This window comes from Zhihengliuella sp. ISTPL4 (assembly GCF_002848265.1).
Classification (GTDB): domain Bacteria; phylum Actinomycetota; class Actinomycetes; order Actinomycetales; family Microbacteriaceae; genus Microbacterium.
This window is the reverse complement of the sequence record NZ_CP025422.1, coordinates 2,561,008-2,581,862: the sequence shown is the minus strand read 5'-3', so window position 1 is coordinate 2,581,862 and position 20,855 is coordinate 2,561,008. Positions and strand designations below refer to the sequence as shown.

Annotated in this window: 18 protein-coding genes; 9 read left to right on the top strand and 9 right to left on the bottom strand. The window is 70.6% G+C overall.

The window, feature by feature from the left end:
* A complete protein-coding gene (locus tag CYL12_RS12250; RefSeq protein ID WP_101847847.1) occupies positions 1-1,239 on the bottom strand; it encodes an MFS transporter in 1,239 nt (412 codons plus the stop codon).
* 60 nt (positions 1,240-1,299) lie between these two features.
* Between CYL12_RS12250 and CYL12_RS12245 the strand changes: the two genes are divergently transcribed.
* On the top strand, positions 1,300-2,361 hold the full coding sequence (locus CYL12_RS12245) for a LacI family DNA-binding transcriptional regulator (RefSeq protein ID WP_101847846.1): 1,062 nt from the start codon (positions 1,300-1,302) through the stop codon (positions 2,359-2,361).
* A 13-nt stretch (positions 2,362-2,374) separates the two neighbouring features.
* Here CYL12_RS12245 and CYL12_RS12240 read toward each other — a convergent pair whose 3' ends face one another.
* The gene (locus CYL12_RS12240) at positions 2,375-3,877 is read right to left on the bottom strand and encodes a hypothetical protein (protein ID WP_101847845.1); all 1,503 of its coding nucleotides are present in this window, start codon (positions 3,875-3,877) and stop codon (positions 2,375-2,377) included.
* A 121-nt stretch (positions 3,878-3,998) separates the two neighbouring features.
* On the opposite strand from CYL12_RS12240, the gene CYL12_RS12235 reads away from it, so the two are divergent.
* The 6 genes from CYL12_RS12235 to mnhG are packed head-to-tail and all read left to right on the top strand — an operon-like array spanning position 3,999 to position 10,350.
* On the top strand, positions 3,999-6,971 hold the full coding sequence (locus tag CYL12_RS12235; protein WP_101847844.1) for a Na+/H+ antiporter subunit A: 2,973 nt from the start codon (positions 3,999-4,001) through the stop codon (positions 6,969-6,971).
* Positions 6,971-7,558: a Na(+)/H(+) antiporter subunit C gene (locus tag CYL12_RS12230; RefSeq protein WP_233486736.1), complete on the top strand. Its 588-nt coding sequence runs from the start codon at positions 6,971-6,973 to the stop codon at positions 7,556-7,558. Before CYL12_RS12235 ends, CYL12_RS12230 begins: the two co-directional genes overlap by 1 nt.
* Entirely contained in the window at positions 7,555-9,108 is a 1,554-nt protein-coding gene (locus tag CYL12_RS12225) for a Na+/H+ antiporter subunit D (RefSeq protein ID WP_101847843.1), read from the top strand. Before CYL12_RS12230 ends, CYL12_RS12225 begins: the two co-directional genes overlap by 4 nt.
* Positions 9,105-9,698, top strand: coding sequence for a Na+/H+ antiporter subunit E (locus tag CYL12_RS12220; RefSeq protein ID WP_101847842.1), 594 nt, complete (start codon positions 9,105-9,107; stop codon positions 9,696-9,698). The genes CYL12_RS12225 and CYL12_RS12220 overlap by 4 nt, the downstream gene beginning before the upstream one ends.
* Positions 9,695-9,964: a monovalent cation/H+ antiporter complex subunit F gene (locus tag CYL12_RS12215; RefSeq protein WP_025105196.1), complete on the top strand. Its 270-nt coding sequence runs from the start codon at positions 9,695-9,697 to the stop codon at positions 9,962-9,964. Before CYL12_RS12220 ends, CYL12_RS12215 begins: the two co-directional genes overlap by 4 nt.
* Positions 9,961-10,350 (top strand): monovalent cation/H(+) antiporter subunit G, encoded by a 390-nt coding sequence (gene mnhG, locus CYL12_RS12210; protein WP_071328007.1) that lies wholly within the window; start codon positions 9,961-9,963, stop codon positions 10,348-10,350. Before CYL12_RS12215 ends, mnhG begins: the two co-directional genes overlap by 4 nt.
* 69 nt (positions 10,351-10,419) lie before the next feature.
* On the opposite strand, the gene CYL12_RS12205 is transcribed toward mnhG, so the two are convergent.
* The 5 genes from CYL12_RS12205 to CYL12_RS12185 all read right to left on the bottom strand — a co-directional run bounded on the left by CYL12_RS12205 (position 10,420) and on the right by CYL12_RS12185 (position 17,175).
* Positions 10,420-11,181 carry an alpha/beta fold hydrolase gene (locus CYL12_RS12205; protein WP_101847841.1) on the bottom strand — a complete coding sequence of 254 codons (762 nt, stop codon included), beginning with the start codon at positions 11,179-11,181 and terminating at the stop codon, positions 10,420-10,422.
* A gap of 35 nt (positions 11,182-11,216) precedes the next feature.
* Positions 11,217-13,859 (bottom strand): penicillin acylase family protein, encoded by a 2,643-nt coding sequence (locus CYL12_RS12200; RefSeq protein ID WP_199399115.1) that lies wholly within the window; start codon positions 13,857-13,859, stop codon positions 11,217-11,219.
* A 135-nt stretch (positions 13,860-13,994) separates the two neighbouring features.
* Positions 13,995-15,830 (bottom strand): YhgE/Pip family protein, encoded by a 1,836-nt coding sequence (locus CYL12_RS12195; protein ID WP_101848788.1) that lies wholly within the window; start codon positions 15,828-15,830, stop codon positions 13,995-13,997.
* On the bottom strand, positions 15,827-16,552 hold the full coding sequence (locus tag CYL12_RS12190; protein ID WP_233486735.1) for a hypothetical protein: 726 nt from the start codon (positions 16,550-16,552) through the stop codon (positions 15,827-15,829). The genes CYL12_RS12195 and CYL12_RS12190 overlap by 4 nt, the downstream gene beginning before the upstream one ends.
* Positions 16,549-17,175, bottom strand: a complete 627-nt coding sequence (locus CYL12_RS12185; protein ID WP_101847839.1) for a TetR/AcrR family transcriptional regulator — start codon at positions 17,173-17,175, stop codon at positions 16,549-16,551. The genes CYL12_RS12190 and CYL12_RS12185 overlap by 4 nt, the downstream gene beginning before the upstream one ends.
* A 202-nt stretch (positions 17,176-17,377) precedes the next feature.
* Here CYL12_RS12185 and CYL12_RS12180 point away from each other — a divergent pair, with 202 nt between their 5' ends.
* Complete coding sequence (locus tag CYL12_RS12180; RefSeq protein WP_101847838.1) at positions 17,378-18,085, top strand: GntR family transcriptional regulator; 708 nt, start codon at positions 17,378-17,380, stop codon at positions 18,083-18,085.
* Between the two features lie 27 nt (positions 18,086-18,112).
* Here CYL12_RS12180 and argG read toward each other — a convergent pair whose 3' ends face one another.
* Entirely contained in the window at positions 18,113-19,558 is a 1,446-nt protein-coding gene (gene argG / locus CYL12_RS12175; RefSeq protein ID WP_025105204.1) for an argininosuccinate synthase, read from the bottom strand.
* Positions 19,559-19,673: 115 nt separating this feature from the next.
* Between argG and CYL12_RS12170 the strand changes: the two genes are divergently transcribed.
* Positions 19,674-20,381, top strand: coding sequence for a ZIP family metal transporter (locus tag CYL12_RS12170; protein WP_101847837.1), 708 nt, complete (start codon positions 19,674-19,676; stop codon positions 20,379-20,381).
* A 20-nt stretch (positions 20,382-20,401) separates the two neighbouring features.
* On the opposite strand, the gene CYL12_RS12165 is transcribed toward CYL12_RS12170, so the two are convergent.
* The gene (locus CYL12_RS12165; protein WP_101847836.1) at positions 20,402-20,797 is read right to left on the bottom strand and encodes a pyridoxamine 5'-phosphate oxidase family protein; all 396 of its coding nucleotides are present in this window, start codon (positions 20,795-20,797) and stop codon (positions 20,402-20,404) included.
* Positions 20,798-20,855 lie beyond the last annotated feature (58 nt).

The following is a 20,855-nucleotide window of genomic DNA, read 5'->3' as shown; positions in this document are numbered from 1 at the left end:
TCAGCGCTCGGTGGTCGGAATCGCTGGAGCCTTCTCCTCCGCGCGGAGCGGCCGGGCGGCGCCGGAGAACAGGCCGGAGAGCACCACGAGCGCGACGAGGATGAAGAGCGTGTTGAGCAGCCCGATGTGCTCGCTGATGACGCCGAGTACGGGCGGGCCGCCGAGGAACGCCACGTAGCCGATCGTCGCCGCCGCACTCACCCGTGCGGCGGCCTTGGCCGGGTCGTCCGCCGCCGCCGACATGCCGAGGGGGAAGCCGAGCGACGCGCCGATGCCCCACAGCGCCGCGCCGACGAGGACCAGCGGCAGCGTGGGCGCGAGGATGAACAGGAGGATGCCGGTGGCAGCGGTCGCGGCCAGGATGCGCAGCACGAGCACCCGGCCGAAGCGGTCGACGAGCGGCCCGCCGAAGAGGCGCACCACCGTCATGCCGACGGAGAACACCGCGAGGGCGACGGCTCCCGTGCCCTCCGCGAAGCCGTGCCCCTGCTCGGTGCCGAGGGCGATCCAGTCGTTGGCGCCACCCTCCGCGAAGGACATGCCGAGCATGACCGTGCCGAGGAGGTAGGTGCGCGGCTCGCGCCACGCCTCGAGCGCGGTGTGCATCCGCTCGCGGAACGGGGGCTTGTCGTGGTCCTCGGGGTCGAGTGCGGCCTCGCGCACGGGTACCTGGAAGAAGCAGAGGACGGCGATCACCGCGATGAGCACGCCCATCGACACGGCGTGCGTGCCGACGTCGACCTTGAGGGCCGCGGCCAGGGCGCCGATCCCCGCGCCGAGGACAGTGCCGAAGCTGAAGAACGCGTGGAAGACCGGCAGGATGGTGCGGCCCATCTGCTGTTCGATGGCGGTCGCCTCGACGTTCATCATCACGTCGACGCAGCCGTTGCCGAATCCGAAGAGCACCATGCCCACGAGCACGACGGGCACCGACCCGAAGACGGTCGCGCCGAGACCGACGAGCGCGATACCGGTGGCGAACGTGAGCATCGCCAGGAGCATGCCGCGCTGCGCGCCGGTCCGCGCCATGACGGCGGGACTCGTGGAGATGCCGAGGATGGACGCGACGCCCATGCCGAGCAGGATGAGGCCGACCTGCGCGTTGTCGAGGTCGAGCGCCTCCTTGATCCCGGGAACACGGGAGGCCCAGGTCGCGATCGAGAGGCCGCTGGCGAGGAAGATGGCGAAGATCGCGGTGCGCCAGCGCACGAACTGCGAGCGGGTGAGGGCGGTGTCCATGGCGGACAGCTTATCGAATCGATTCGACCTTCCGCGACCGAAGCGGGCTATCCTCGGAGTATGACCAGGGAGACGCCGCGCCGGCCCACGATCGCCGATGTGGCTCGCGAGGCGGGGGTCGCCACCTCGACCGCGTCCGTCGTCTTCAGCGGCAAGGCCAAGGTCGCGCCCGCCACCAGGGACCGGGTGCTCGCCGCCGCGACCGAGCTCGGCTACACCGGCCCCGACCCGCGCGCCGCCTCCCTCCGGCGCGGGCGCAGCGGCATCGTGGCGGTGGTGCTGGAGGGGCATCTGCGCGCGGCCTTCCTCGACCCGGTCACGACCGCGATGATGGACGGCCTCACCGACGGGCTGGCCGAACTGAGCGCCGGGATCCTCCTCATGCGCGACGAGCCGGGTGAGGACGGCTCGGCGATCGCGAGCGCTCCCGTGGATGCCGTGGTGCTCATCGGGTGCTCCGGCCGCACGCGGGCCTCCCTCGAGATCGTGCTCGGACGCGGCCTGCCGGTCGTCGTCATCGAGGGGGACGCGGGGCTCGACGTCCCGCGGATCACCCTGGACAACGTCGCCGCCTCCGCTGACGTCGCCCGCCATGTGTACGACCTCGGCCACCGGGACGTGGCGCTCGTCACGCTCTCGCTGGATGCCGAACGCGAGCGCACCCTCATCACACCGGAGCGGTTGGCGAACGCGACCGTCGACGTGACGGTCGACCGCCTCGCCGGGATGCGGGAGGTCTTCCCGGATGCCCCGGCGATCTCGGCCTCGGGCAGCCTCATCGACGAGGGCATCCTCGTCGGGCGGATGCTCCTGGCCGACCCGGCCACTCGCCCGACCGCCGTGCTCGCGCAGAGCGACCTGCTCGCCGTCGGCGTGATCCGCGCGGCGGAGGAGCTCGGGCTGCGCGTCCCCGAAGACCTCTCGGTCGCCGGGTTCGACGGCATCCCGCTCGACGGCCTCGGCGACCTCACCCTCACCACGAGCGTGCAGCCTGCGGTGGAGAAGGGCAGGGCGGCCGGAGAGCAGGTCGCCCGGATGCTGCGCGGTGAGCAGGGCGTCACGCAGGACCTGCACTGCGTCTTCCGTGCCGGCACCACGACCGCACCGCCGCCGTCACGCTGAACGCGCGCGCTGGTCAGGAGTGGGCGGGACCGATCGGGAGCGTCCCGGGGGCGTAGTCGAGGATGCGATACCGTCCGCACTCGACGACGGCGGTGGGTTGCGCGTCGCCCGGCAGGCTCCAGGGCACGGTCTGCGCGTCCTCGACGAGGAACGTCACCGCCCCCGGGGTGAGATCGCGGCGGTCGATGAGCCAGGCGTAGCCGCGGAGCTCATGGTCGACCTGCACGAGCCGGGCGGGGTCCGCCGCGTGCAGCTTCGGCAGTCGCACGGTCCAGAACTGGCCCGCACCGGTGCGCCCTGATCCGTTCACCCAGTCGGTGACACAGGCGAGGTCACGGTCGGGCGCGGTCGCCGCGTGCGCGGTCCGGACCACCGCGAGCCCTCCACCCACGAAGAGCACCACCGCGACCACGGCCGTCAGCGCCCGGGAGAGCGCCGGCGGGAGCGGCAGGACGCGGGGTGCGGCCACGAGGGCGAGCACGGGAGCGAAGGCGAGGGGCTGCAGGTAGCGCGCGGCGTGCGTCCCCGCAGCGACGGCTCCGAGAACCACGATGGCGGGGAGCAGCCAGGCGGCGATCGCCACGAGACGACTCCCGGCGTCGGTCACTCGGGTCGTCAGGATCACCGCGAGCACCATCAGGCCCAGCACGACGATCGCGCCGAGCACCCCGCCGACGGTGGACAGCCGGTCCGCCGCGAGACCGGTGTAGTACGCGGCGGAGTGCGCCCACTCCGCGGGATGCACATAGCCGGCACCGGAGTTCGCGATCCATGCCGCGAACGGAATGCGTGCGACGAAGCCCCCGAGACTGCCGCCCGCCAGAGCCGCGACCAGCAGGACGCTCCGGCGACGGACGGTCGGCGCCCGGAGAGCGATACCGCCGAGGAGCAGCGCGAGGGGGACCGCCCCCCACGCGGCGAACAGCGGGTTGCTCAGCGTCGAGAGGGCAGCGACGACCGCGAGGGCGACCCGCAGCGCCGCGCCCCCGGAGGCGCGATCGAGGAGCCGCCGGCACAGGCCGACGGCGAGGAGCACACCGACGACGGTGGCGGAGTAGTACGTGGTCGTCAGCATCAGCGATGCGAGTTCGAGCGCGTCGCGAGACGGGGAGGCCTCCGTGACGACGAGGACGCAGAACAGTGCGAGCGCCGCGACCGACCAGGCGACCGGAGCTCGACCCTCGACGCGCCGCCCGGCGGCGAGTCGGATCACCCCGTACAGCGCGAGCACGTTCACCACCGCGTTGACCACCAGCACGCCGTCCACGTCGAGGGGCAGCACGGCGTCGAGGGCCGTGAAAACCGCGATCTCCGGAAGGAAGAGGACGCTGGACATCGCCCAGTCGCCCCCGCCCCCGTCGAGGAGAGAGCGCGCGACGAGAGCCACGATCAGCGAGTCCCCGTCGTCGAACACGAGGGCCGACCGGGGCGAAGCCGCAAGGCTCCCGAGGGCGATGAGCGCGAGTGCCAGGGCGGCCGCCCACCCCGCCAGCTCGCGCCCCCAGACCCGCTGCATGCGACCACTCTGGCACGCGATCTCGAAGGTCGCGGAGCCGAGAGGCGTCGCGGCCCGGTAAACTGGTCGGACACCGCCCGCCTGAGCCGCAAGGCCGACGAGCCCCCGAGGAGCCGCGTATATGCTGATGCTCCTCGCAGTGTTCCTCCTCGGGTCGCTCTTGATGCCCGTTCTGGTGCGCTGGTTGGGAGCTCAGGCTTTCGCCGTCGCCGCCCTCGTCCCGGCGGCCGCCTTCGTGCACGCCCTTGTGCTGACGCCCCAGGTTCTCGACGGCCCGGTGCCTTTCGTCTCCGTGCCGTGGATCCCGCAGCTCGGGCTGAACCTGTCGATGAACATGGACGTCCTCGGCTGGGTGCTCACGCTGATCGTCACGGGCGTCGGTGCCCTCGTGCTGCTCTACTGTCGCTGGTATTTCCACGACGAGGCGGCGGGAATCGGGCAGTTCGCCGGCGTGCTCCTCGCCTTCGCCGGCGCGATGTACGGCCTCGTCCTCACCGACGACCTCGTGATGCTCGTGATGTTCTGGGAGGCCACGAGCATCCTCTCCTACCTCCTCATCGGCCACTACCGGCGCCGCGCCGCCAGCCGTCGCGCCGCGCTGCAGGCCCTCCTCGTGACGACGCTCGGCGGACTCGTCATGTTCGTCGGCGTCGTGCTCCTCGTCGTCGACGCGGGGACGTCGAGCATCCGGGAGATCCTCGCGATCGCGCCGACCGGTCCGATCGTCGATGCCGCGATCGTCATGCTGCTGGTCGGCGCCATCAGCAAGTCGGCGCTGTTCCCCTTCCACTTCTGGCTCCCCGGCGCCATGGCGGCGCCGACCCCGGTCAGCGCCTACCTGCACGCGGCGGCGATGGTGAAGGCCGGCATCTACCTCATCGCGCGGTTCGCGCCCATCTTCGCGTTCAGCCCGACGTGGCGGCCGATCGTGCTCACGCTCGGCATCCTCACGATGCTCCTCGGTGGCATCCAGGCGCTGCGGGAGACCGACCTCAAGCGCGTGCTCGCGTTCGGCACGGTGAGCCAGCTCGGCTTCTTCGCGGTCGTCGTCGGCTACGGGACCCAGGCGGCCGCCCTCGCCGGCATCGCGCTGGTGATCGGGCACGCGCTGTTCAAGTCGGCGCTGTTCCTCATCGTCGGCGTCATCGACCGCCAGCTCTCCACCCGTGACGTGACCGAGCTCTCCGGCGTCGGCCGGCAGGCGCCGGTCATGGCCACGGCCGCTTTCATCGCTGTGGCATCGATGGCCGGGGTCGCTCCGACCATCGGATTCGTGGCGAAGGAGTCGACGCTCACGGCACTGCTGGACGACGCCCTGGGTGGCTCCGTATGGGGTCTGGTCGCCCTGATCGGCGTCGCGCTCGGATCCATGCTCACCGCGGCATATGGTGTCCGCTTCCTCTGGGGCGCGTTCTGGACCAAGCGCGACGCCGACGGACAGCGGCAGCCCGATACGGTCTGGCCCGACCCGCCCGTGGGCTTCCTGTCCGCGCCGATCATCCTGGCCGGAGTGACGCTCGCCGCCGGGATCGGCGCCCCCGCGCTCGATGTCGCCCTGCAGCCCTATGCGCTGACCGCCACGCCCGGACTCGACCACGAGGGCGCGGCCGTCGAGGGCCCAGGGCACCTCGCGCTCTGGCACGGCCTCGAGCCCGCTCTCGGCATCTCGATCCTGTCGATCCTGCTCGGCATCGGGCTCTTCCTGCTCACGCGCCGGACCGGGTGGGACCGGCGCCCGCGCCTGCTGCCCTTCACGGCCGCCGACGCCTACTACGTGGTGATGCGCGGCATCGACCGGCTGTCGGTGCTGAGCACGACGCTCACCCAGCGCGGTTCGCTCCCCGTCTACGTGGGGACGATCTTCGTCGTCTTCGTCGCCGCCGAGGTCACCGCGCTCGTGGCGAGCGACATCGACCGCTATCAGCTCTCGCTCTGGCACACGCCGGCTCAACTCGCCGTGGCTCCGATCATGGCGGTCGCGGGCGTCGTCGCGGTGCGGGCCCGCAAGCGCTATACCGGCGTCGTGCTCGCCTCCGTCACCGGCCTGGGCATGGTCGTCCTCTTCGCCACCAGCGGCGCGCCGGATCTCGCTCTCACCCAGATCCTCGTGGAGACGGTGACCATGGTGACCTTCGCCCTGGTGCTGCGCCGACTGCCGGCGCGCATGGGCGAGCACAACGCCTCCGTCAGCCGCATCCCGCGAGCCCTCCTCGGTATCGGCGTCGGTCTGACGATGGCCTTCGTGGCCGTCGTCGCGACCCAATCCCGCGTGGCCGACCCGATCTCGGCGATCTTCCCGGAGATCGCCTACGAGATCGGCCACGGCAAGAACGTCGTGAACGTGGCGCTGGTCGACCTCCGCGGCTGGGACACGATGGGTGAGCTGTCCGTGCTCGTGCTCGCCGCGACGGGTGTGGCCTCGCTCGTCTTCGTCACGCACCGCGCCGACCTGCTCGCGGCCACGAAGACCCTGCCGCGCTCCGTGCGCAGGTCCGCGCGCAGCCGGCCCCTCGTGGAGACGACGGACGGCGTGCGGTTCCAGACCGCCGAGAACCGCTCCGCCCCGCGCGCCTGGCTCGTCGGCGGACAGAAGATGAAGCCGGAGAACCGGTCGATCCTGCTCGAGGTGATCGTCCGCATCCTGTTCCACACGATCATCGTCGTGTCGATCTTCCTGCTCTTCGCCGGGCACAACCTCCCCGGCGGCGGCTTCGCCGGCGGGCTCGTCGCGGGCATGGCCCTCGTGATGCGCTACATCGCGGGAGGGCGCTGGGAGCTCGGCGCCGCCGCCCCCACCGATGCCGGACGCCTGCTCGGCGCGGGACTCATCCTCGCGGTGGGCACCGCCGTGGTCCCGCTGTTCTTCGGCATGGCACCGCTCACCAGCACCTTCTGGGAGTGGGAGATCCCCGGCATCGGGCACATGGAGTTCGTCACCTCGACGATCTTCGACATCGGCGTCTATCTCGTGGTGATCGGGCTCGTCCTCGACGTGCTCCGCAGCCTCGGCGCGGAAGTGGACCGGCAGGCGGCACAGCGCACCGGGGCGGGCGTCGCCGTCGACTTCTCCTCGCGGTCAGGGGGGAACGGCTGATGGACGTCTCGCTCGCTCTCATCGCCATCATGGCCGTGCTCTTCGCGTGCGGCGTGTACGCGATGCTGGAGCGCAGCCTCACCCGCGTCCTCATCGGGTTCCTGCTGCTCGGCAACGCCACGAACCTGCTGCTGCTCATTGTGATGGGTGTTCCGGGCAATGCCCCGTTCTTCGGCACCGAGGGCGACCTGAGCGACCCGCTGCCGCAGGCGCTCACGCTCACCGCGATCGTCATCACGTTCGCGGTCTCCGCGTTCCTGCTCGCGCTCATCTACCGGTCCTGGCAGCTCGGTCAGGCGGACACGGTCGAGGACGACGAGGCCGACATCGCCCTGCGCGAGCGCACCGACGCCGACGAAGACCTCATGGACGACGAGTCCGAGACGGACGACGACGACGCCACGACCGACTTCGTGGGGGTGCAGACCGCGCCCATCACCGTCCTGCACATGCGCGACAACCCGGCGATCCATGACGACGCCCCGTATGACGCACCGTACGTGCCCGAGACGGAGCCCGAACCCGACGGAGCGGACAACGCCGCGGACCGGGACGACGACACGACAGACGGGGAGGGCAGGCCATGACCACGCTCGTCCCGCTCCTCGTCGCCCTGCCGCTCCTCGGCGCCGCGATCACCCTCGTCTTCGGTCGCAACGCACGCCTGCAGGCGTTCGTCACCGTGGCCACTCTCGCGGTCGTGTCCGTCATCGCCGCGGTGCTGCTCGTGGTCGTCGACGCCGGCTCCCCCCTCGCGGTGTCGGTGGGCGGGTGGCCGGTGCCGTTCGGAATCGTCCTGTACGTCGATCGCCTCGCCGCCCTGCTGGTGCTCGTCTCCAGCATCGTGCTGCTCGCGGTCCTCCTCTTCTCCATCGGCCAGGGCGTCGCGGACGGCGCGGACGAGACCCCCATCTCGATCTTCAACCCCTCGTACCTGATCCTGGCCGCCGGTATCTTCAACGCCTTCATCGCGGGCGACCTGTTCAACCTGTATGTCGGATTCGAGATCCTGCTGGTGGCGTCGTACGTGCTCATCACCCTCGGCAGCACCGAGTCCCGCATCCGCACCGGCGCGGTCTACATCGTCGTCTCGCTCGTGTCGTCGATCCTGTTCCTCGCCTCGATCGCGATGATCTACGGCGCACTCGGCACGGTCAACATGGCCCAGATCGCCGAGCGGATGTCGGAGTTGCCGCAGGACACGCAGCTCGTGCTGCATCTCATGCTCGTGGTCGCCTTCGGGATCAAGGCCGCGATCTTCCCCGTGTCGTTCTGGCTGCCCGACTCCTATCCGACCGCCCCGGCGCCGGTCACCGCGGTGTTCGCCGGCCTGCTCACCAAAGTCGGCGTCTACGCGCTGATCCGCACCGAGACGCAGCTCTTCGCCTCGAACAGCATCGACACCCTGCTGCTCATCATCGCGCTGGCGACCATGATCGTCGGCGTCCTCGGCGCCGTCGCGCAGGCCGAGCTCAAGCGGATCCTGTCGTTCACGCTCGTGAGCCACGTCGGGTACATGATCTTCGGTCTGGCGATCGCGACCCCGGCGGCCATCGGCGCGACCGTGTACTACATCGTCCACCACATCGTCGTGCAGACCACCCTGTTCCTCGCGGTGGGTCTCATCGAGCGCCGGGCGGGCAGCACGTCGATCCTGCGGGTCAAGGGCCTGCTGAAGATCGCCCCGGTCATCGCGCTGCTGTACTTCATCCCGGCGATCAACCTCGGTGGTCTGCCGCCCTTCTCCGGGTTCATCGGCAAGTTCGCCCTGTTCGAGGCCGCCGCCTCTGTGGGCACGCCGCTCATGATCGTGCTGATCTTCGGCGGCATCATCACCTCGCTCCTCACCCTGTATGCGCTCATGCGCGCCTGGAACCTCGCCTTCTGGCGCGAGGAGGAGGACTCGACCGAGACCGAGGGTCGCATCTCCTACCTCACCGGTGCCCCCGCCGCGGATGAGCAGCAGGAGCGCCGGCACATCCCGAGGATCATGACCATGGCCACCGCCGGTATGGTCGCCGTCACACTGGCCCTGACGATCTTCGCCGGACCGCTGTACGCTCTGTGCGACCGTATCGGGGCGGGCCTGCTGCAGCCGGTCAACCTCGTCCAGCTGGAAGACGAGGTGGAGGGATGAGGCCCGAGACCAAGCGCATCTGGCGGGACATCGGCATGCAGCTGCCGTTCCTCGCCTGGCTGATCGTGCTGTGGATGCTGCTCTGGGCCCAGTTCACGGTGCTCTCCTTCCTCACGGGACTCGTGGTGGCGATCTTCGTGACCCGCGTGTTCCGCCTCCCCACGGTCGAGCTCTCCGGGCGCATCAACCTCTGGTACGGCGCGCTGTTCGTCGTGCAGTTCCTCTTCGCGATCCTCCGTGGCGCGCTCTCGGTGACCGCGCAGGTGTTCGACTTCCGCCGTCAGCCGGGGACCGCCATCATCGCGGTACCCCTCCGCTATGCCGACGACCTCGTGATGACGCACGTCGCCGTGGTCTCCTCCCTCATCCCGGGCTCGCTCGTCGTGGAGGCGGAGCGCGACCGCGGGGTCCTTTACCTGCATGTGATCGGCGTGCGCAACAAGGAGGACGTGGAGAAGCAGCGGCAGGGCGTCCTCGGCTGGGAGAAGCGCATCGTCCGGGCGCTCGGCAACCCGACCCAGTACCGGGCGCTCAAGGCCGACGAGCGCGCCGGCCGCATCGATCCCGCGACGATCGGCGGTGCCCGATGAACACCCTGCTCCTCATCATCCTCGCCGTCTTCGGCGTGGCCGCGATCCTCGCCGTCATCCGCATCGTCCGCGGTCCGTCGATCCTCGACCGCGCCGTCGCCGCCGACGTGCTGCTGACCGAGGTCATGTGCGTGCTCGGCGCTGAGATGGCCATCAACGGCCACACCCGCAATATCCCCGTGCTCCTCATCATCGCGGCGGTCGGCGTGTTCGGGTCGATCGCGGTCGCCCGGTTCGTCGCGAGAAGGGACAACACGACACCATGAACGTGTTCGGTCTGATGATCCCGGACGCCGTCGTCGACGTGGCGGTCCTCGTCCTCATCCTCCTGGGGGCGATCCTCTGCCTCTCCGCCTCCGTGGGGCTCCTGCACTTCCGCGACGTGCCGACGCGACTGCACGCCGCGACGAAACCGCAGGTGCTCGGACTGCTGCTGATCTGCGTCGCGATCGCCCTCTCGCAGCGGTCGATCGGCGGCGTGCTGTTCGGTCTCGTGCTCGTCGCCCCGGTGGTGCTCATGCAGTTCGCGACCGCGCCCCTGTCCGCGCACATGGTCGGTCGCCAGGCCTACCGAAACGGCACGATCGAGCAGCGGGGTCTCGTCGTCGACGAGCTCGCCGAGTCGAAGCAGACCCCTCCCGCCGCCGGCTGACCCCGGGTTCGAGTCGCGCACTTTGCGCCATTTCGGCCGCAGATGCCGCCAAGTGAGCGATTTGAACGGCTAGGTGCGGGCGGCGAAGGCCTCGATCAGGCGGGCAGCGGGCTCGGAGTCGCTGATGAGCGTGCCGTGGCCGTGGTCGGGGATGACGGCGAGCTCCGCGCCGGGGATCGCGTCGAGGATGTCCTGGCACCAGCTCATCGGCGCAAGGGGATCATCTTCGCCGCGCAGCACCAGCACCGGGCACTCGATGCGCACGAACGCTTTCTCCGGCTTGTGGACGATGGTCGCGCGCATCTTGCGGACAAGGTGCGGGCCGCCGCGGAGGTACTCGCGGGCACCGCGCCAGATGACGAGCGGCCGTTCGCCGACGAGGTCCTGCAGCAGGTACCGCGCCTGGGCGCCGATGTTCCGCGCCGCCTTGTCGACGGTCGGACCGGCCAGCACGACGCCCGCGACGAGGGCCGGATGCCGGGCGGCGAGCTCCGCGGCGATCTGGCTCCCCATCGAATGCCCGATCACCACGACCGGACCGGCGTCGACGTGCCGGAGATACGCGGCCACGAGATCCGCATGCCGCTGCATGGTCAGGGTGCGCGTGGGCTCGGGGGCCTCCCCGAAGCCGGGGAGGTCGAGCGCGATCACCCGCCCCTGCAGCCGCTGGGTGAGGTCGAGGTAGACGCTGCGCCCCATGCCGATGCCGTGGAGCAGCAGGAAGGTGGGCGGCCCGTCGCCGAAGGTCTCGGCGATGAGGGTCGCTCCTCCGTGCTCGAACTCGAGGAGGGTCGCCGGCGTCCCCTTCGGGGCGAGGTAGCTGGTGGGCACTCGTCCACGCTAGCCGAGCAACCTCAGCCCCTTTCTCAGCCGGCAGGGGTGAGCGTCAGGGTGTCGACCGCGGCCGCTTTCACGGCCTTCGGCGTGAACGCCCATGGCCGCTGCACCCCCGTCGACCAGTCCCTCGTCTGATCGACGTAGTACTCGTGGAAGGCGTGGCCGGAGGCTCCGGTGAGATGGATCCACGTCGAGTCGTCGAAGTCGGACAGGTCGACGACCATCCGCATGGACGGGACGGTGGTGGTCGCGTAGGAGACGCCGAGCTGCCATCCCGTCGCATCGACGACGGATGCCCCACCGCCGACAGGATAGGGACCGCGATTGAAGAGCGCCTCGATCGGGGCGATGCCGGACGAGCCGAACGTGTCGCTGGTGAGGGTCAGGGCGTGCAGGTCGCCCCAGTTCCACCGCGCGACATCGGTGCCCTGGATGCCGGACAGCTCGTCGTACGCCTCCTCGGCCGCCAGCGCGAGCATCTCGTCCCTGCCCTCGACGCCGAGTGCCCTGTTGCTCCACAGGGCGTCGTCGGGGTCTTCCAGCATCGCTCCGACCACGGTGAACAGGCGGCCCTGGCCGTCGATCGGCAGCGGCTGCTCGCGCTCCGCGAAGATGTTCTGGACGAGGTTCGACCACAGCACGTTCGCGTAGGCGGCTCCCGCCGACGAGGCGCCGTTCTGCGCATCCCAACCGCGGAGCAGCTCGACGGCCTGCTGTGCACCCTCGCCCTCGACCTCGATGTCTCCCATCGCGGCGGCGAGGTGCTTGCCGATCCACATCTCGCCGTCCATCTGGATGTCCCGCATGTCCTTCGCGGTCAGCGGGGCGGCGGCGGCACGTCGCTCGATGAGGTGGGCGATGCGGGCGGCGCGATAACCCTGGTCCCAGTCGCGGGAGAGGAAGTACTCGTAGTCATCGGTCACGATGGCGTTGTTCGCGGTGACGATGTACCCAGAGCTGGGGTTGTACGACACCGGCAGCTCCTCGAAGGGGATGTACCCCGTCCAGTCGTAGCTGCTGTCCCATCCGGGCTGCGGCATCCAGCCGTCGCCGGCGCCGCGGATCGGCAGGCGACCGGGGGTCTGGTAGCCGATGTTGCCGTCGACGTCGGCGTAGATGAGGTTCTGCGCCGGGACATCGAACAGCGATGCCGCGCGGCGGAAGTCGTCGAAGTCCTGGGCGGTGGAGAGGGCGAAGATCGCCGTCGCGGTGGTGCCGGGGTCGAGCGCCGTCCATCGCAGACTCACGGCATACTCGGCGGCATCGGAGCCGGGAGCGGCGGGAACCGCGCCCTCGGCGGTGAGACCGGGCGTCGGGTCGTCGGCGATGCCGGTGAAGTCGTCGGTGAGACCGGAGATGATCGGCCCGTGCACGGTCGAGCGGATCGTGAGCTCGATGTCCTCGCCGCCCGCGACCTCGATGGTCTCCGTGCTCTCCTCCAGCGGCACCAGCGCGCCGTCCCGCCAGTAGGAGTCGTCCTCGATGCGCTCGACGTACAGGTCGGTGACGTCGGTGGTGAGGTTGGTGAACCCCCACGCCACGCGCTGGTTGTGGCCGATGACGATGCCGGGCAGCCCCGAGAAGGAGAACCCGCCGACGTCGAACGGGCAGTCCTCGTCCACGGTCGAGCACTTCAGCTGCACCTGGTACCAGACGGACGGGAGGGAGGCGCCGAGGTGCGGGTCGTTGGCGAGCAGCGGCATCCCGGATTCGGTGAGGTCGCCGGAGACGACCCAGGAGTTGGAGCCGATGCCCTCCCCGACGTCGCCGACGAGCAGGCTCGCCGCCTCGATCACGGACGACGTCTCCTCCCACTCCACCGTGGTGAGAGCCTGCTGTGCCTCGCCGTCGCCCTCGCGCACAGTGAAGGCCGCAGGCTCGGCGCCGGCCTCCAGCGCCGGAACCGTGGAGATCTTCGGCACGATCACGGGATTCCGGTCGAAGGGGTAGTCCGGATAAAGCGTGCCGAGGAGGGCGTCCACATCGGCCTCCGGGTCCTCGGCGAGCTGCCCGGCGAGGAGCGCCCGCTCGGTCTCGTCCTCGACGTTGGTGCGGAGGTCCCAGGCCATCGCCTTCAGCCACGCCACCGAGTCCGCGGGCTCCCACGGCTCCGGCTCGTAGTCGGGGTTCTGCAGCCCGAGAACCGCGTACTCCAGCGACAGTTCCGCGCCCGAGCGGGTCGACAGGTACGCGTTGACGCCGTCCGCATAGGCCTCGTAGTAGCCGCGGGTGACGTCGTCCATCGCCTCGACCTCGGCCTCGGCGGTCTTGCGCCAGCCCAGCGTGCGCAGGAACGCGTCCGTGCCGGCCTGCGAGGCGCCGAACAGCTCGGCGACCCGGCCGGAGGTGACGTGACGGCGGAAGTCCATCTCGAAGAACCGGTCCTGCGCGTGCACGAAGCCCTCGGCGAAGAAGAGGTCGTCCGAGGAGTCGGCGGTGATCGTAGGCACGCCGCTGGCATCACGCTGCACCGTGACGTCGGCCGTCAGACCCTTGAGCGTGGTCGAGCCGGATGTCTGCGGGAAGGAGCGCTGGATCGTCCAGGTCACGAAGAACGCGACCGCGACGGCGACCACCACGAGGGCGGCGACGACGAGGAACGCGATGCGTCCGATGCGGGCGCCCAGGGACGGGCGCGGGGAAACGGCGGACGCCGGCGAATCGGTCATCATCGTCGAGAACTCTTTCGGGTAGCCAGGTGAGACCCAGTCCCACCGAGCCCCAGTGCGCGTTTCACGGGTACGCGCTCTCGGCATCATAGCCGTCCCGCGCTCGCCGCGTGACTGTGCGCGGCGAGCGCGGCGGACTCAGCCGATGAGGCTGGGCTGCAGGTCCCGCAGCGTGCGGCGGTGCGTCATGCGCGTGACCCCGATCATCGCCAGCAGCAGCGCCCCGGCGAGCCAGGCGCCCAGCACCGCCAGGTCCCACCCGGCGCGGGCGTAGTCGCCGCCGTACATGAGCTGCCGCATGGCATCGACGACGTAGCCGAGGGGCAGGACGTGGTGCAGCGCGGCGAGCGGGGCGGGCAGCGTCTGCCAGGGGAACGTCCCTCCCGCCGTGACGAGCTGGAGCACCATCAGCACGAGGCCGAGGAACTGCCCCACGGAACCGAGCCAGACGTTGAGGGCGAGGATGATCGCGGCGAACGTGGCCGAGGCGAACATCATCACCCCGAGCGTGCCGAGCGGATGGTCGAACGTGAAACCGAGCGTGAGCGCCAGGATGCCCATCAGTCCGAGCATCTGCACCGCGCCGAGCATCGCCGGCGTCAGCCAGCCCGCGAGGGTGATCCGGATCGGGGAGTGCAGCGCCGTGACGGCACGACGCGAGATCGGCTTCACGATGAGGAAGAGGGCGTAGATGCCGATCCAGGCGGAGAGGGCCGCGAAGAACGGGGCGAGGCCGGCGCCGTAGTCCTCGGCGGAGGCGACCTTGTCGCTGGACACCTTCACCGGGTCCGCGATCGTGTCGGCCTGCGACGAGCGCAGGTCAGGGGTGGAGGCGGGGATCGCCTGCACGCCGTCGGCGAGGCCGTCCCGCAGCTCGGCGGTCCCGGAGGACAGCGTCTGCAGGCCGTCGCGGAGCTGGGCCGCGCCTGTGTTCGCCGCGGCCGCCCCGGTCGCGAGGGTACCGGCACCCCCGGCGAGCTCGCTCGCCCCCGACGCCAGGGACGCGGAGCCGGCGGCGAGCTGGTCGACCTTGGCGACCGCATCCTGGACCTGCGCGTTGCCCTCCTGGATGCGGGTGCCCAGGGGATCGAGCCGGGCGAGCACCTGGTCGATCTCCTCCGGCGCGAGCCCCTGCTCCGTCAGGAGGGCGGAGATGTCCGACCGCACCTGGGGCAGCGCGTTCGTCGCCTCCTGCACCGCGGCTCCTGCGCGATCGGCGACATCGGCGAGCTGGCGATTGCCCGCGCTCACCTGCTGGGCGCCGTCGGCGAGCGTCCGGGCACCGGAGGCGAGCTGCGCGGAGCCGTCGGCGAGCTGCGCCGTTCCGTCGGCGAGTGTCGTGCTGCCGGAGGCGGCGCTGCGCGCGCCGTCGACGAGCTGCGTGGCGCCGTCCGTCGCGGAGATGAGGTTGTCCCGCACGTCGCTGAGGCCGGTCAGCAGCCGCTCCGCGGCCTCGCTGCCCACCATCTCGGCGACCGAGCTGCGGATCTTCTCGACGGCCTGCGATCCCATCGACGAGGCGAGGTAGTTGTTCGCATCGTTGGTCTCCAGCTCGATGCGCGCCTGATGGGGATCGTCGCCCGCTGCGGAGGTGAGGGCGGCGGAGAAGTCGGCGGGGATCGTCACGGTGAAGTCGACATCACCGTGCCGCAGGGCGTCGGCCGCCTCGTCCTCGGTCATCCGCTGCCAGTCGAAGGCGTTCCCCTCGATGAGGTTCTCCGCCACGTCCTCGCCGTAGTTGACGGTCTCGTCGCTCGCCGGCTCGGTGCCCGTCGTGGGGGCGGGAGCGCCCTCGTCGTCGACCACGAGGGCCACGGGGACCTCGGAGAACTTCGCGTACGGGTCCTGGTTCGCCCAGAGGTAGAGGCCGCCATAGAGGATCGGGACGCAGACCAGGGCCACGAGGGCGAGGATGCCCATCCGGCTCGCGGTCAGGCGGCGGAGTTCGGCGGCGATCATGGCGGGAACCTTCATCGCGCTTCTCCTTCCTCGTCGGATGCGGCTTCGACGGAGCCGGCCTCGTCCTCCTCCGGCTCGTCGGTGACGTCGGGACGTTCGAGGACGAGCGGCTCGATCGGTCCGGACGCGTTGATCGCGTCGAACTCGTGCATGCGCTCGAGCGCGACGGCGGCGGAGCCGCCGACGATCACGAGCATCGCGTAGCCGCGGTCCGCGAACTCGGCCGCGATGCGCCACCACCCGTCCGGGCTGCCGCCGTGTCGGTCCGGCGCGACGAGGACGATGCCGTCGACGCCCTCACGGAGCACTGCCAGCTCGCACAGGATCCGCACGCGGGCGGCCGGGTCGACGGAGCCGATGGGGACCGAAGCGAGCTCGTGGTACCCCACGCGGCCGAGCCAGCGTCGGGCGTGGAGCGGCGTCGCCCCGCGGCCGGCGAACATCAGCTCCTCGCCGACGACCCCCGCGAGAGTGATGTCGGGGTGTGGGTCGCTCACATCGGGGGCGTCCACGAGGGCGACCCGGCGACGCAGTTCCTTCGGGCTCGCCGCGGCGTCGATCGTCACGCGGCCGGTATCCGGACGCATCCGCCCGCTCGCGATGAGGCCGAGCACGGTCGGTCGCTGCTCGGTCTCCGCGAGTGCGTAGCGGACCGCGCCGGAGTGGAACTCGAGGCTCATCGGCGGGAGTGCCTGCCCGGAGCGCCCTTTGCTGACCTCGTGCAGCGTGATCCTCATGCGCGGACCTCCTGATCCTCGGCGGCGATGTCCGGGTGCGCGGCGAGCAGCTCATCGGCTTCGCGCCAGGACAGCCCGGCAATGCTGAGGACCGCGCGGACGGCGAGGGTCCCCGCTCCGCTGCTCTGCGCGTCGGTGCGGGAGACGACAGTGCGCGCCATCTCCTCGATGAGCCGCGCGACCGTGGCTGCGGGGAGATCGGTGCGGAAGCTGCCGTCTTCCTGGCCCCTCCGCACCAGTGCGCCGACGCTCCGCCGCAGCGGCGCGAGAGCGGCAGCGGTGTGCTCGACATGCGCTTCATCGAGGGCGAGCGCGGCGGCCACCTGGACATGCGCCGCCTCCTCCCAGAGCCGGGCGGCCAGCCTGGCGAGGGCCAAACGAGTGTCCGGAGCGTCCACGGAGGTGGCGATGGCATTGAAACGCTGGGCGCCGGTGGAGACGAGTTCCCGGATCAGGGCGTCCCGATCCTCGAAGTGCCCGTAGAGGGTGCGGCGGGAAAGACCGGCGGCACGGGCGATCGCGTCGAGCGAGGCGTGCGGGTCGGAGGCAAGGGCGCTGCGAGCCGCGGACAGGATGCCGGCGCGGTTCTCTGCGGCGTCGCGACGGAGGGCGCGAGTGGTCATCCCTCCATGGTAATAAGCTGCACAGTGCTGTGCAAGATAACCCAGCAATCTCGCAGCGTACCGACCGCGCGGCAGGGCGCAGAGACTTCTCCGGGGCGGGCTGTGTTATGTTACGCGTCGCGCTTCGGCGCATTCTCAGCGGAGAGACCGGTCCGGACCGGGACTCCGGCGGGATCGGTCCAGGGAACGGCGGGGGGACGCCATGATCGAGAAGAAGGACGATGTCCGCGCGGGGATGGGGGAGTCGGGGCACGAGGAGTCCCACGGCAGCGCGCAGGGGAGGCTGACGGAAGCGATCCTCTCGGGCGCGCTCGCTCCGGGGACACGGCTGGACGAGCGCCGGCTCGCTGACGTCCTCGACGTCGGCGCCGCTGAGATCCATCGTGCACTGGGCGCGCTCGCCGCTGCCGGCCTCATCGCGGTGCGCCGAGACGGCACCCACTGGGTCACCGCCCTCGACGGGGACCGGGTCCGCGATGCGGTGGCGATGTTCGGCGACGTCTGGATCGGCTCGGTTCGGCACACGATGGCGACGCTCCACGAGGACGATCTCGCCTATCTGAGCGAGCTTGTCGACGATGTGGCACGCGCCGTGCGGCTGCGGGCGCCCTCCGGATTCGGCACGGGGCTGCGCGCTCTCGCGGTCGCGTTCGCTCGGATCGAGGGGAACACCGAACGAGCCGAGCTGCTCGCGAGCCTGGGCACGCTGCTCGAGTGCTTCACCCGTCGCGCGGGGGCCGCGTTCGACTGGTCGAGCGTGCGTTTCGCGGTCGCCCGGATCGGCCGCGTGCTCCCGGCGCGCGACGCCGTGTCGATGCGCACCGCGCTCATCGATCTGTTCGACGAGGTGCTGCCGGAGATCGTCGACCGCGCCGTGGCACAGAGCCGACCGCTCGTGGCCGCGTGCTGAGGGTGCGGGCGCCCGAGGGCGCCGCTCTCAGTCGGTGCCGGAGTCGAACGCGGCGCGCTCGGAGGCGGTGTCGACGGCGTCGGCGAGGTTCTCGTCGGCTTCGGAGATGGAGCCGTGCACCGACTCGGTGATCTCGGCGGACTCGCCCGCGGTCACCCGGCCGACGAGTTCTCCGGTCGCGCCGCCGACGAGGCCGAGGCCTGCGTACTGCTCCAGGCGCGCGCGGGAGTCGGCGATGTCGAGGTTGCGCATCGTGAGCTGGCCGATCCGGTCCACCGGGCCGAACGCGGCGTCGCCGACGCGCTCCATCGACAGCTTCTCCGGCCCGTAAGACAGATTCGGGGAGACGGTGTCGAGGATCGTCCAGTCGTCACCGCGGCGCAGGCGGATCGTCACGGTGCCCGAGATCGTCGAGCCGACCCAGCGCTGAATCGACTCGCGCAGCATGAGGGACTGCGGCTCGAGCCAGCGACCCTCGTACATGAGGCGGCCCAGGCGCCGGCCCTGCTCGTGGTACGTGGCGAGGGTGTCTTCGTTGAGGATGCCGTTGACGAGGCGCTCGTACGCGATGAAGAGCAGCGCCATCGCGGGAGCCTCGTAGATGCCGCGCGACTTCGCCTCGATGATGCGGTTCTCGATCTGGTCGCTCATGCCGAGGCCGTGGCGTCCACCGATCGCGTTCGCCTCCTGCACCAGTGCCACCGGGTCGCTGAACTCGACGCCGTTGATCGCGACCGGACGGCCGCCCTCGAACGTCACCGAGACGTCCTCGGTCTCGATCGCGACGGAGGGGTCCCAGAACTTCACGCCCATGATCGGGTCGACGGTCTCCAGTGAGACGTCGAGGTGCTCGAGCGTCTTCGCCTCGTGGGTCGCACCCCAGATGTTGGCGTCGGTCGAGTAGGCCTTCTCCGCCGAATCGCGGTAGGGGAAGCCGTGGGCGACGAGCCACTCGCTCATCTCCTGGCGTCCGCCGAGCTCCGTGACGAAGTCGGCGTCGAGCCAGGGCTTGTAGATGCGCAGGCGAGGGTTGGCAAGCAGGCCGTAGCGGTAGAACCGCTCGATGTCGTTGCCCTTGTAGGTCGAGCCGTCGCCCCAGATATCGACGCCGTCCTCGCGCATCGCGCGCACGAGCAGGGTCCCGGTGACCGCGCGGCCGAGGGGCGTCGTGTTGAAGTACGTCTTGCCGCCGGAGCGGATGTGGAAGGCACCGCAGGAGAGGGCGACGAAGCCCTCCTCGACGAGCGCGGTCTTGCAGTCGATGAGACGCGAGGCCTCGGCGCCGTACTCCAGCGCGCGGCCGGGGATCGAGGCGATGTCGTCCTCGTCGTATTGTCCGAGGTCGCCCGTGTAGGTGAAGGGGACAGCGCCCTTGTCGCGCATCCAGGCGACGGCGACGGAGGTGTCGAGTCCTCCGGAGAAGGCGATGCCGACGCGCTCGCCGACGGGCAGGGACTGGAGGACCTTGGACATGGCTCCCAGTCTATCGGCGCGCGACCCACCCCCTTTCGTGTGTTCCGGCCCCTTTCGCACGCACGCAGAGGGGTGGCTCGCGCGAAAAGGGGTGGGTCAACGGGAAGATGGGCGCATGGGTGGAGCGATTCTGTGGGGAGCCGTCGCGGCGGCTCCGCTGTTCGTCGGTGCGGTGCTCGCGATGCTGCGCACCTGGCCGCCGCGCTGGCTGGGCATCGTGCTGGGCTTCGGGGCCGGAGCCCTGATGGCCTCCATCGCGTTCGAGCTCTGGGAGGAGGGGCTCGATCGTGGCGGGCCGATCCCCCTCGTCACCGGCGTCGCGCTGGGAGCGCTCAGCTACTACATCGCCGCGCGCATCCTCGACGCCAGGGCCGCCAGGAAGAAGGGCGAGGCCGGGGGAGGCCAGCTCGCGGTGGGAGCCCTCCTGGACGGGATACCGGAGCAGCTCGTCCTCGGCATCGGCCTCGCCTCCGGAGAGCCGGTGAGCATCGCGCTCGTCGTCGCCATCCTCGTCTCGAACCTTCCGGAGTCCATCGGCTCCGCCGCCGACCTGCTCGACGGGGGCATGCGGCGGTCCAGGGTGCTGCTGCTGTGGGCCGGTGTCGCCGTGCTGTGCGCCGCGGCCACCGTCGCCGGCTTCGGGCTGGCCAGTGTGACGGGCGCGGTCTTCCGTTCCGGGGCGAGCGGTTTCGCGGCCGGCGCCCTGCTCGTCATGCTCGTCGATTCCATGGTGCCGGAGGCACAGTCGAAGGCGAAGGAGTCCACGGGGCTGGCGACCGTCCTCGGATTCGCGCTGGCCGCAGGACTCGCCTTCGCGTCCTGACCCGAGCCGTCGTGCGCGCGTCAGGCGCCGCCGCGGCGCACGCTGCGCCCGGTGAGGCTCTCGATGCGGAACGACAGCGGAAGGTCGCGGTCGTCTCCGGCCCAGGGGTTCACGCGCGCCGCAGCGCCGGCCGCCCGGTCCTCCGGAACACGCGACAGAGTGCCGTGCATCAGCACGCTCCACCCCATTCCACCGAGCGGATCGTGGTAATCCACCTCGAACGACACCTCCGCCGATTCGTTCGACAGCGCCGCCAGGTGACCGTCCGGAGATGTCCGCAGGAGCAGCTCGTGACCCGAGACGGCGAAGTTCACCGGATGGATCTTGACCCTGCCGTCGTCCAGGTATCCGATGCGGCCCACCGTGGTGGTCGCCAGCAACTCGTAGGACTGCTGCTCATCGAGTTCGTGGATCATGCGGACACTCCCTCCCCCTGTGCCGCCAGTGTAGTCACGACGGAGGGGATCATCGAGG

What these genes read in the sequence shown, in the direction of transcription:
- CYL12_RS12230 (WP_233486736.1), top strand. Translation starts at nt 6,971, where the DNA reads ATGGACGTCTCGCTCGCTCTCATCGCCATCATGGCCGTGCTCTTCGCG.
- CYL12_RS12235 (WP_101847844.1), top strand. Translation starts at nt 3,999, where the DNA reads ATGCTGATGCTCCTCGCAGTGTTCCTCCTCGGGTCGCTCTTGATGCCC.
- CYL12_RS12240 (WP_101847845.1), bottom strand. Translation starts at nt 3,877, where the DNA reads ATGCAGCGGGTCTGGGGGCGCGAGCTGGCGGGGTGGGCGGCCGCCCTG.
- CYL12_RS12195 (WP_101848788.1), bottom strand. Translation starts at nt 15,830, where the DNA reads ATGAAGGTTCCCGCCATGATCGCCGCCGAACTCCGCCGCCTGACCGCG.
- CYL12_RS12245 (WP_101847846.1), top strand. Translation starts at nt 1,300, where the DNA reads ATGACCAGGGAGACGCCGCGCCGGCCCACGATCGCCGATGTGGCTCGC.
- argG (WP_025105204.1), bottom strand. Translation starts at nt 19,558, where the DNA reads ATGTCCAAGGTCCTCCAGTCCCTGCCCGTCGGCGAGCGCGTCGGCATC.
- CYL12_RS12215 (WP_025105196.1), top strand. Translation starts at nt 9,695, where the DNA reads ATGAACACCCTGCTCCTCATCATCCTCGCCGTCTTCGGCGTGGCCGCG.
- mnhG (WP_071328007.1), top strand. Translation starts at nt 9,961, where the DNA reads ATGAACGTGTTCGGTCTGATGATCCCGGACGCCGTCGTCGACGTGGCG.
- CYL12_RS12225 (WP_101847843.1), top strand. Translation starts at nt 7,555, where the DNA reads ATGACCACGCTCGTCCCGCTCCTCGTCGCCCTGCCGCTCCTCGGCGCC.
- CYL12_RS12170 (WP_101847837.1), top strand. Translation starts at nt 19,674, where the DNA reads ATGGGTGGAGCGATTCTGTGGGGAGCCGTCGCGGCGGCTCCGCTGTTC.
- CYL12_RS12165 (WP_101847836.1), bottom strand. Translation starts at nt 20,797, where the DNA reads ATGATCCACGAACTCGATGAGCAGCAGTCCTACGAGTTGCTGGCGACC.
- CYL12_RS12250 (WP_101847847.1), bottom strand. Translation starts at nt 1,239, where the DNA reads ATGGACACCGCCCTCACCCGCTCGCAGTTCGTGCGCTGGCGCACCGCG.
- CYL12_RS12190 (WP_233486735.1), bottom strand. Translation starts at nt 16,552, where the DNA reads ATGAGGATCACGCTGCACGAGGTCAGCAAAGGGCGCTCCGGGCAGGCA.
- CYL12_RS12185 (WP_101847839.1), bottom strand. Translation starts at nt 17,175, where the DNA reads ATGACCACTCGCGCCCTCCGTCGCGACGCCGCAGAGAACCGCGCCGGC.
- CYL12_RS12200 (WP_199399115.1), bottom strand. Translation starts at nt 13,859, where the DNA reads ATGATGACCGATTCGCCGGCGTCCGCCGTTTCCCCGCGCCCGTCCCTG.
- CYL12_RS12220 (WP_101847842.1), top strand. Translation starts at nt 9,105, where the DNA reads ATGAGGCCCGAGACCAAGCGCATCTGGCGGGACATCGGCATGCAGCTG.
- CYL12_RS12180 (WP_101847838.1), top strand. Translation starts at nt 17,378, where the DNA reads ATGATCGAGAAGAAGGACGATGTCCGCGCGGGGATGGGGGAGTCGGGG.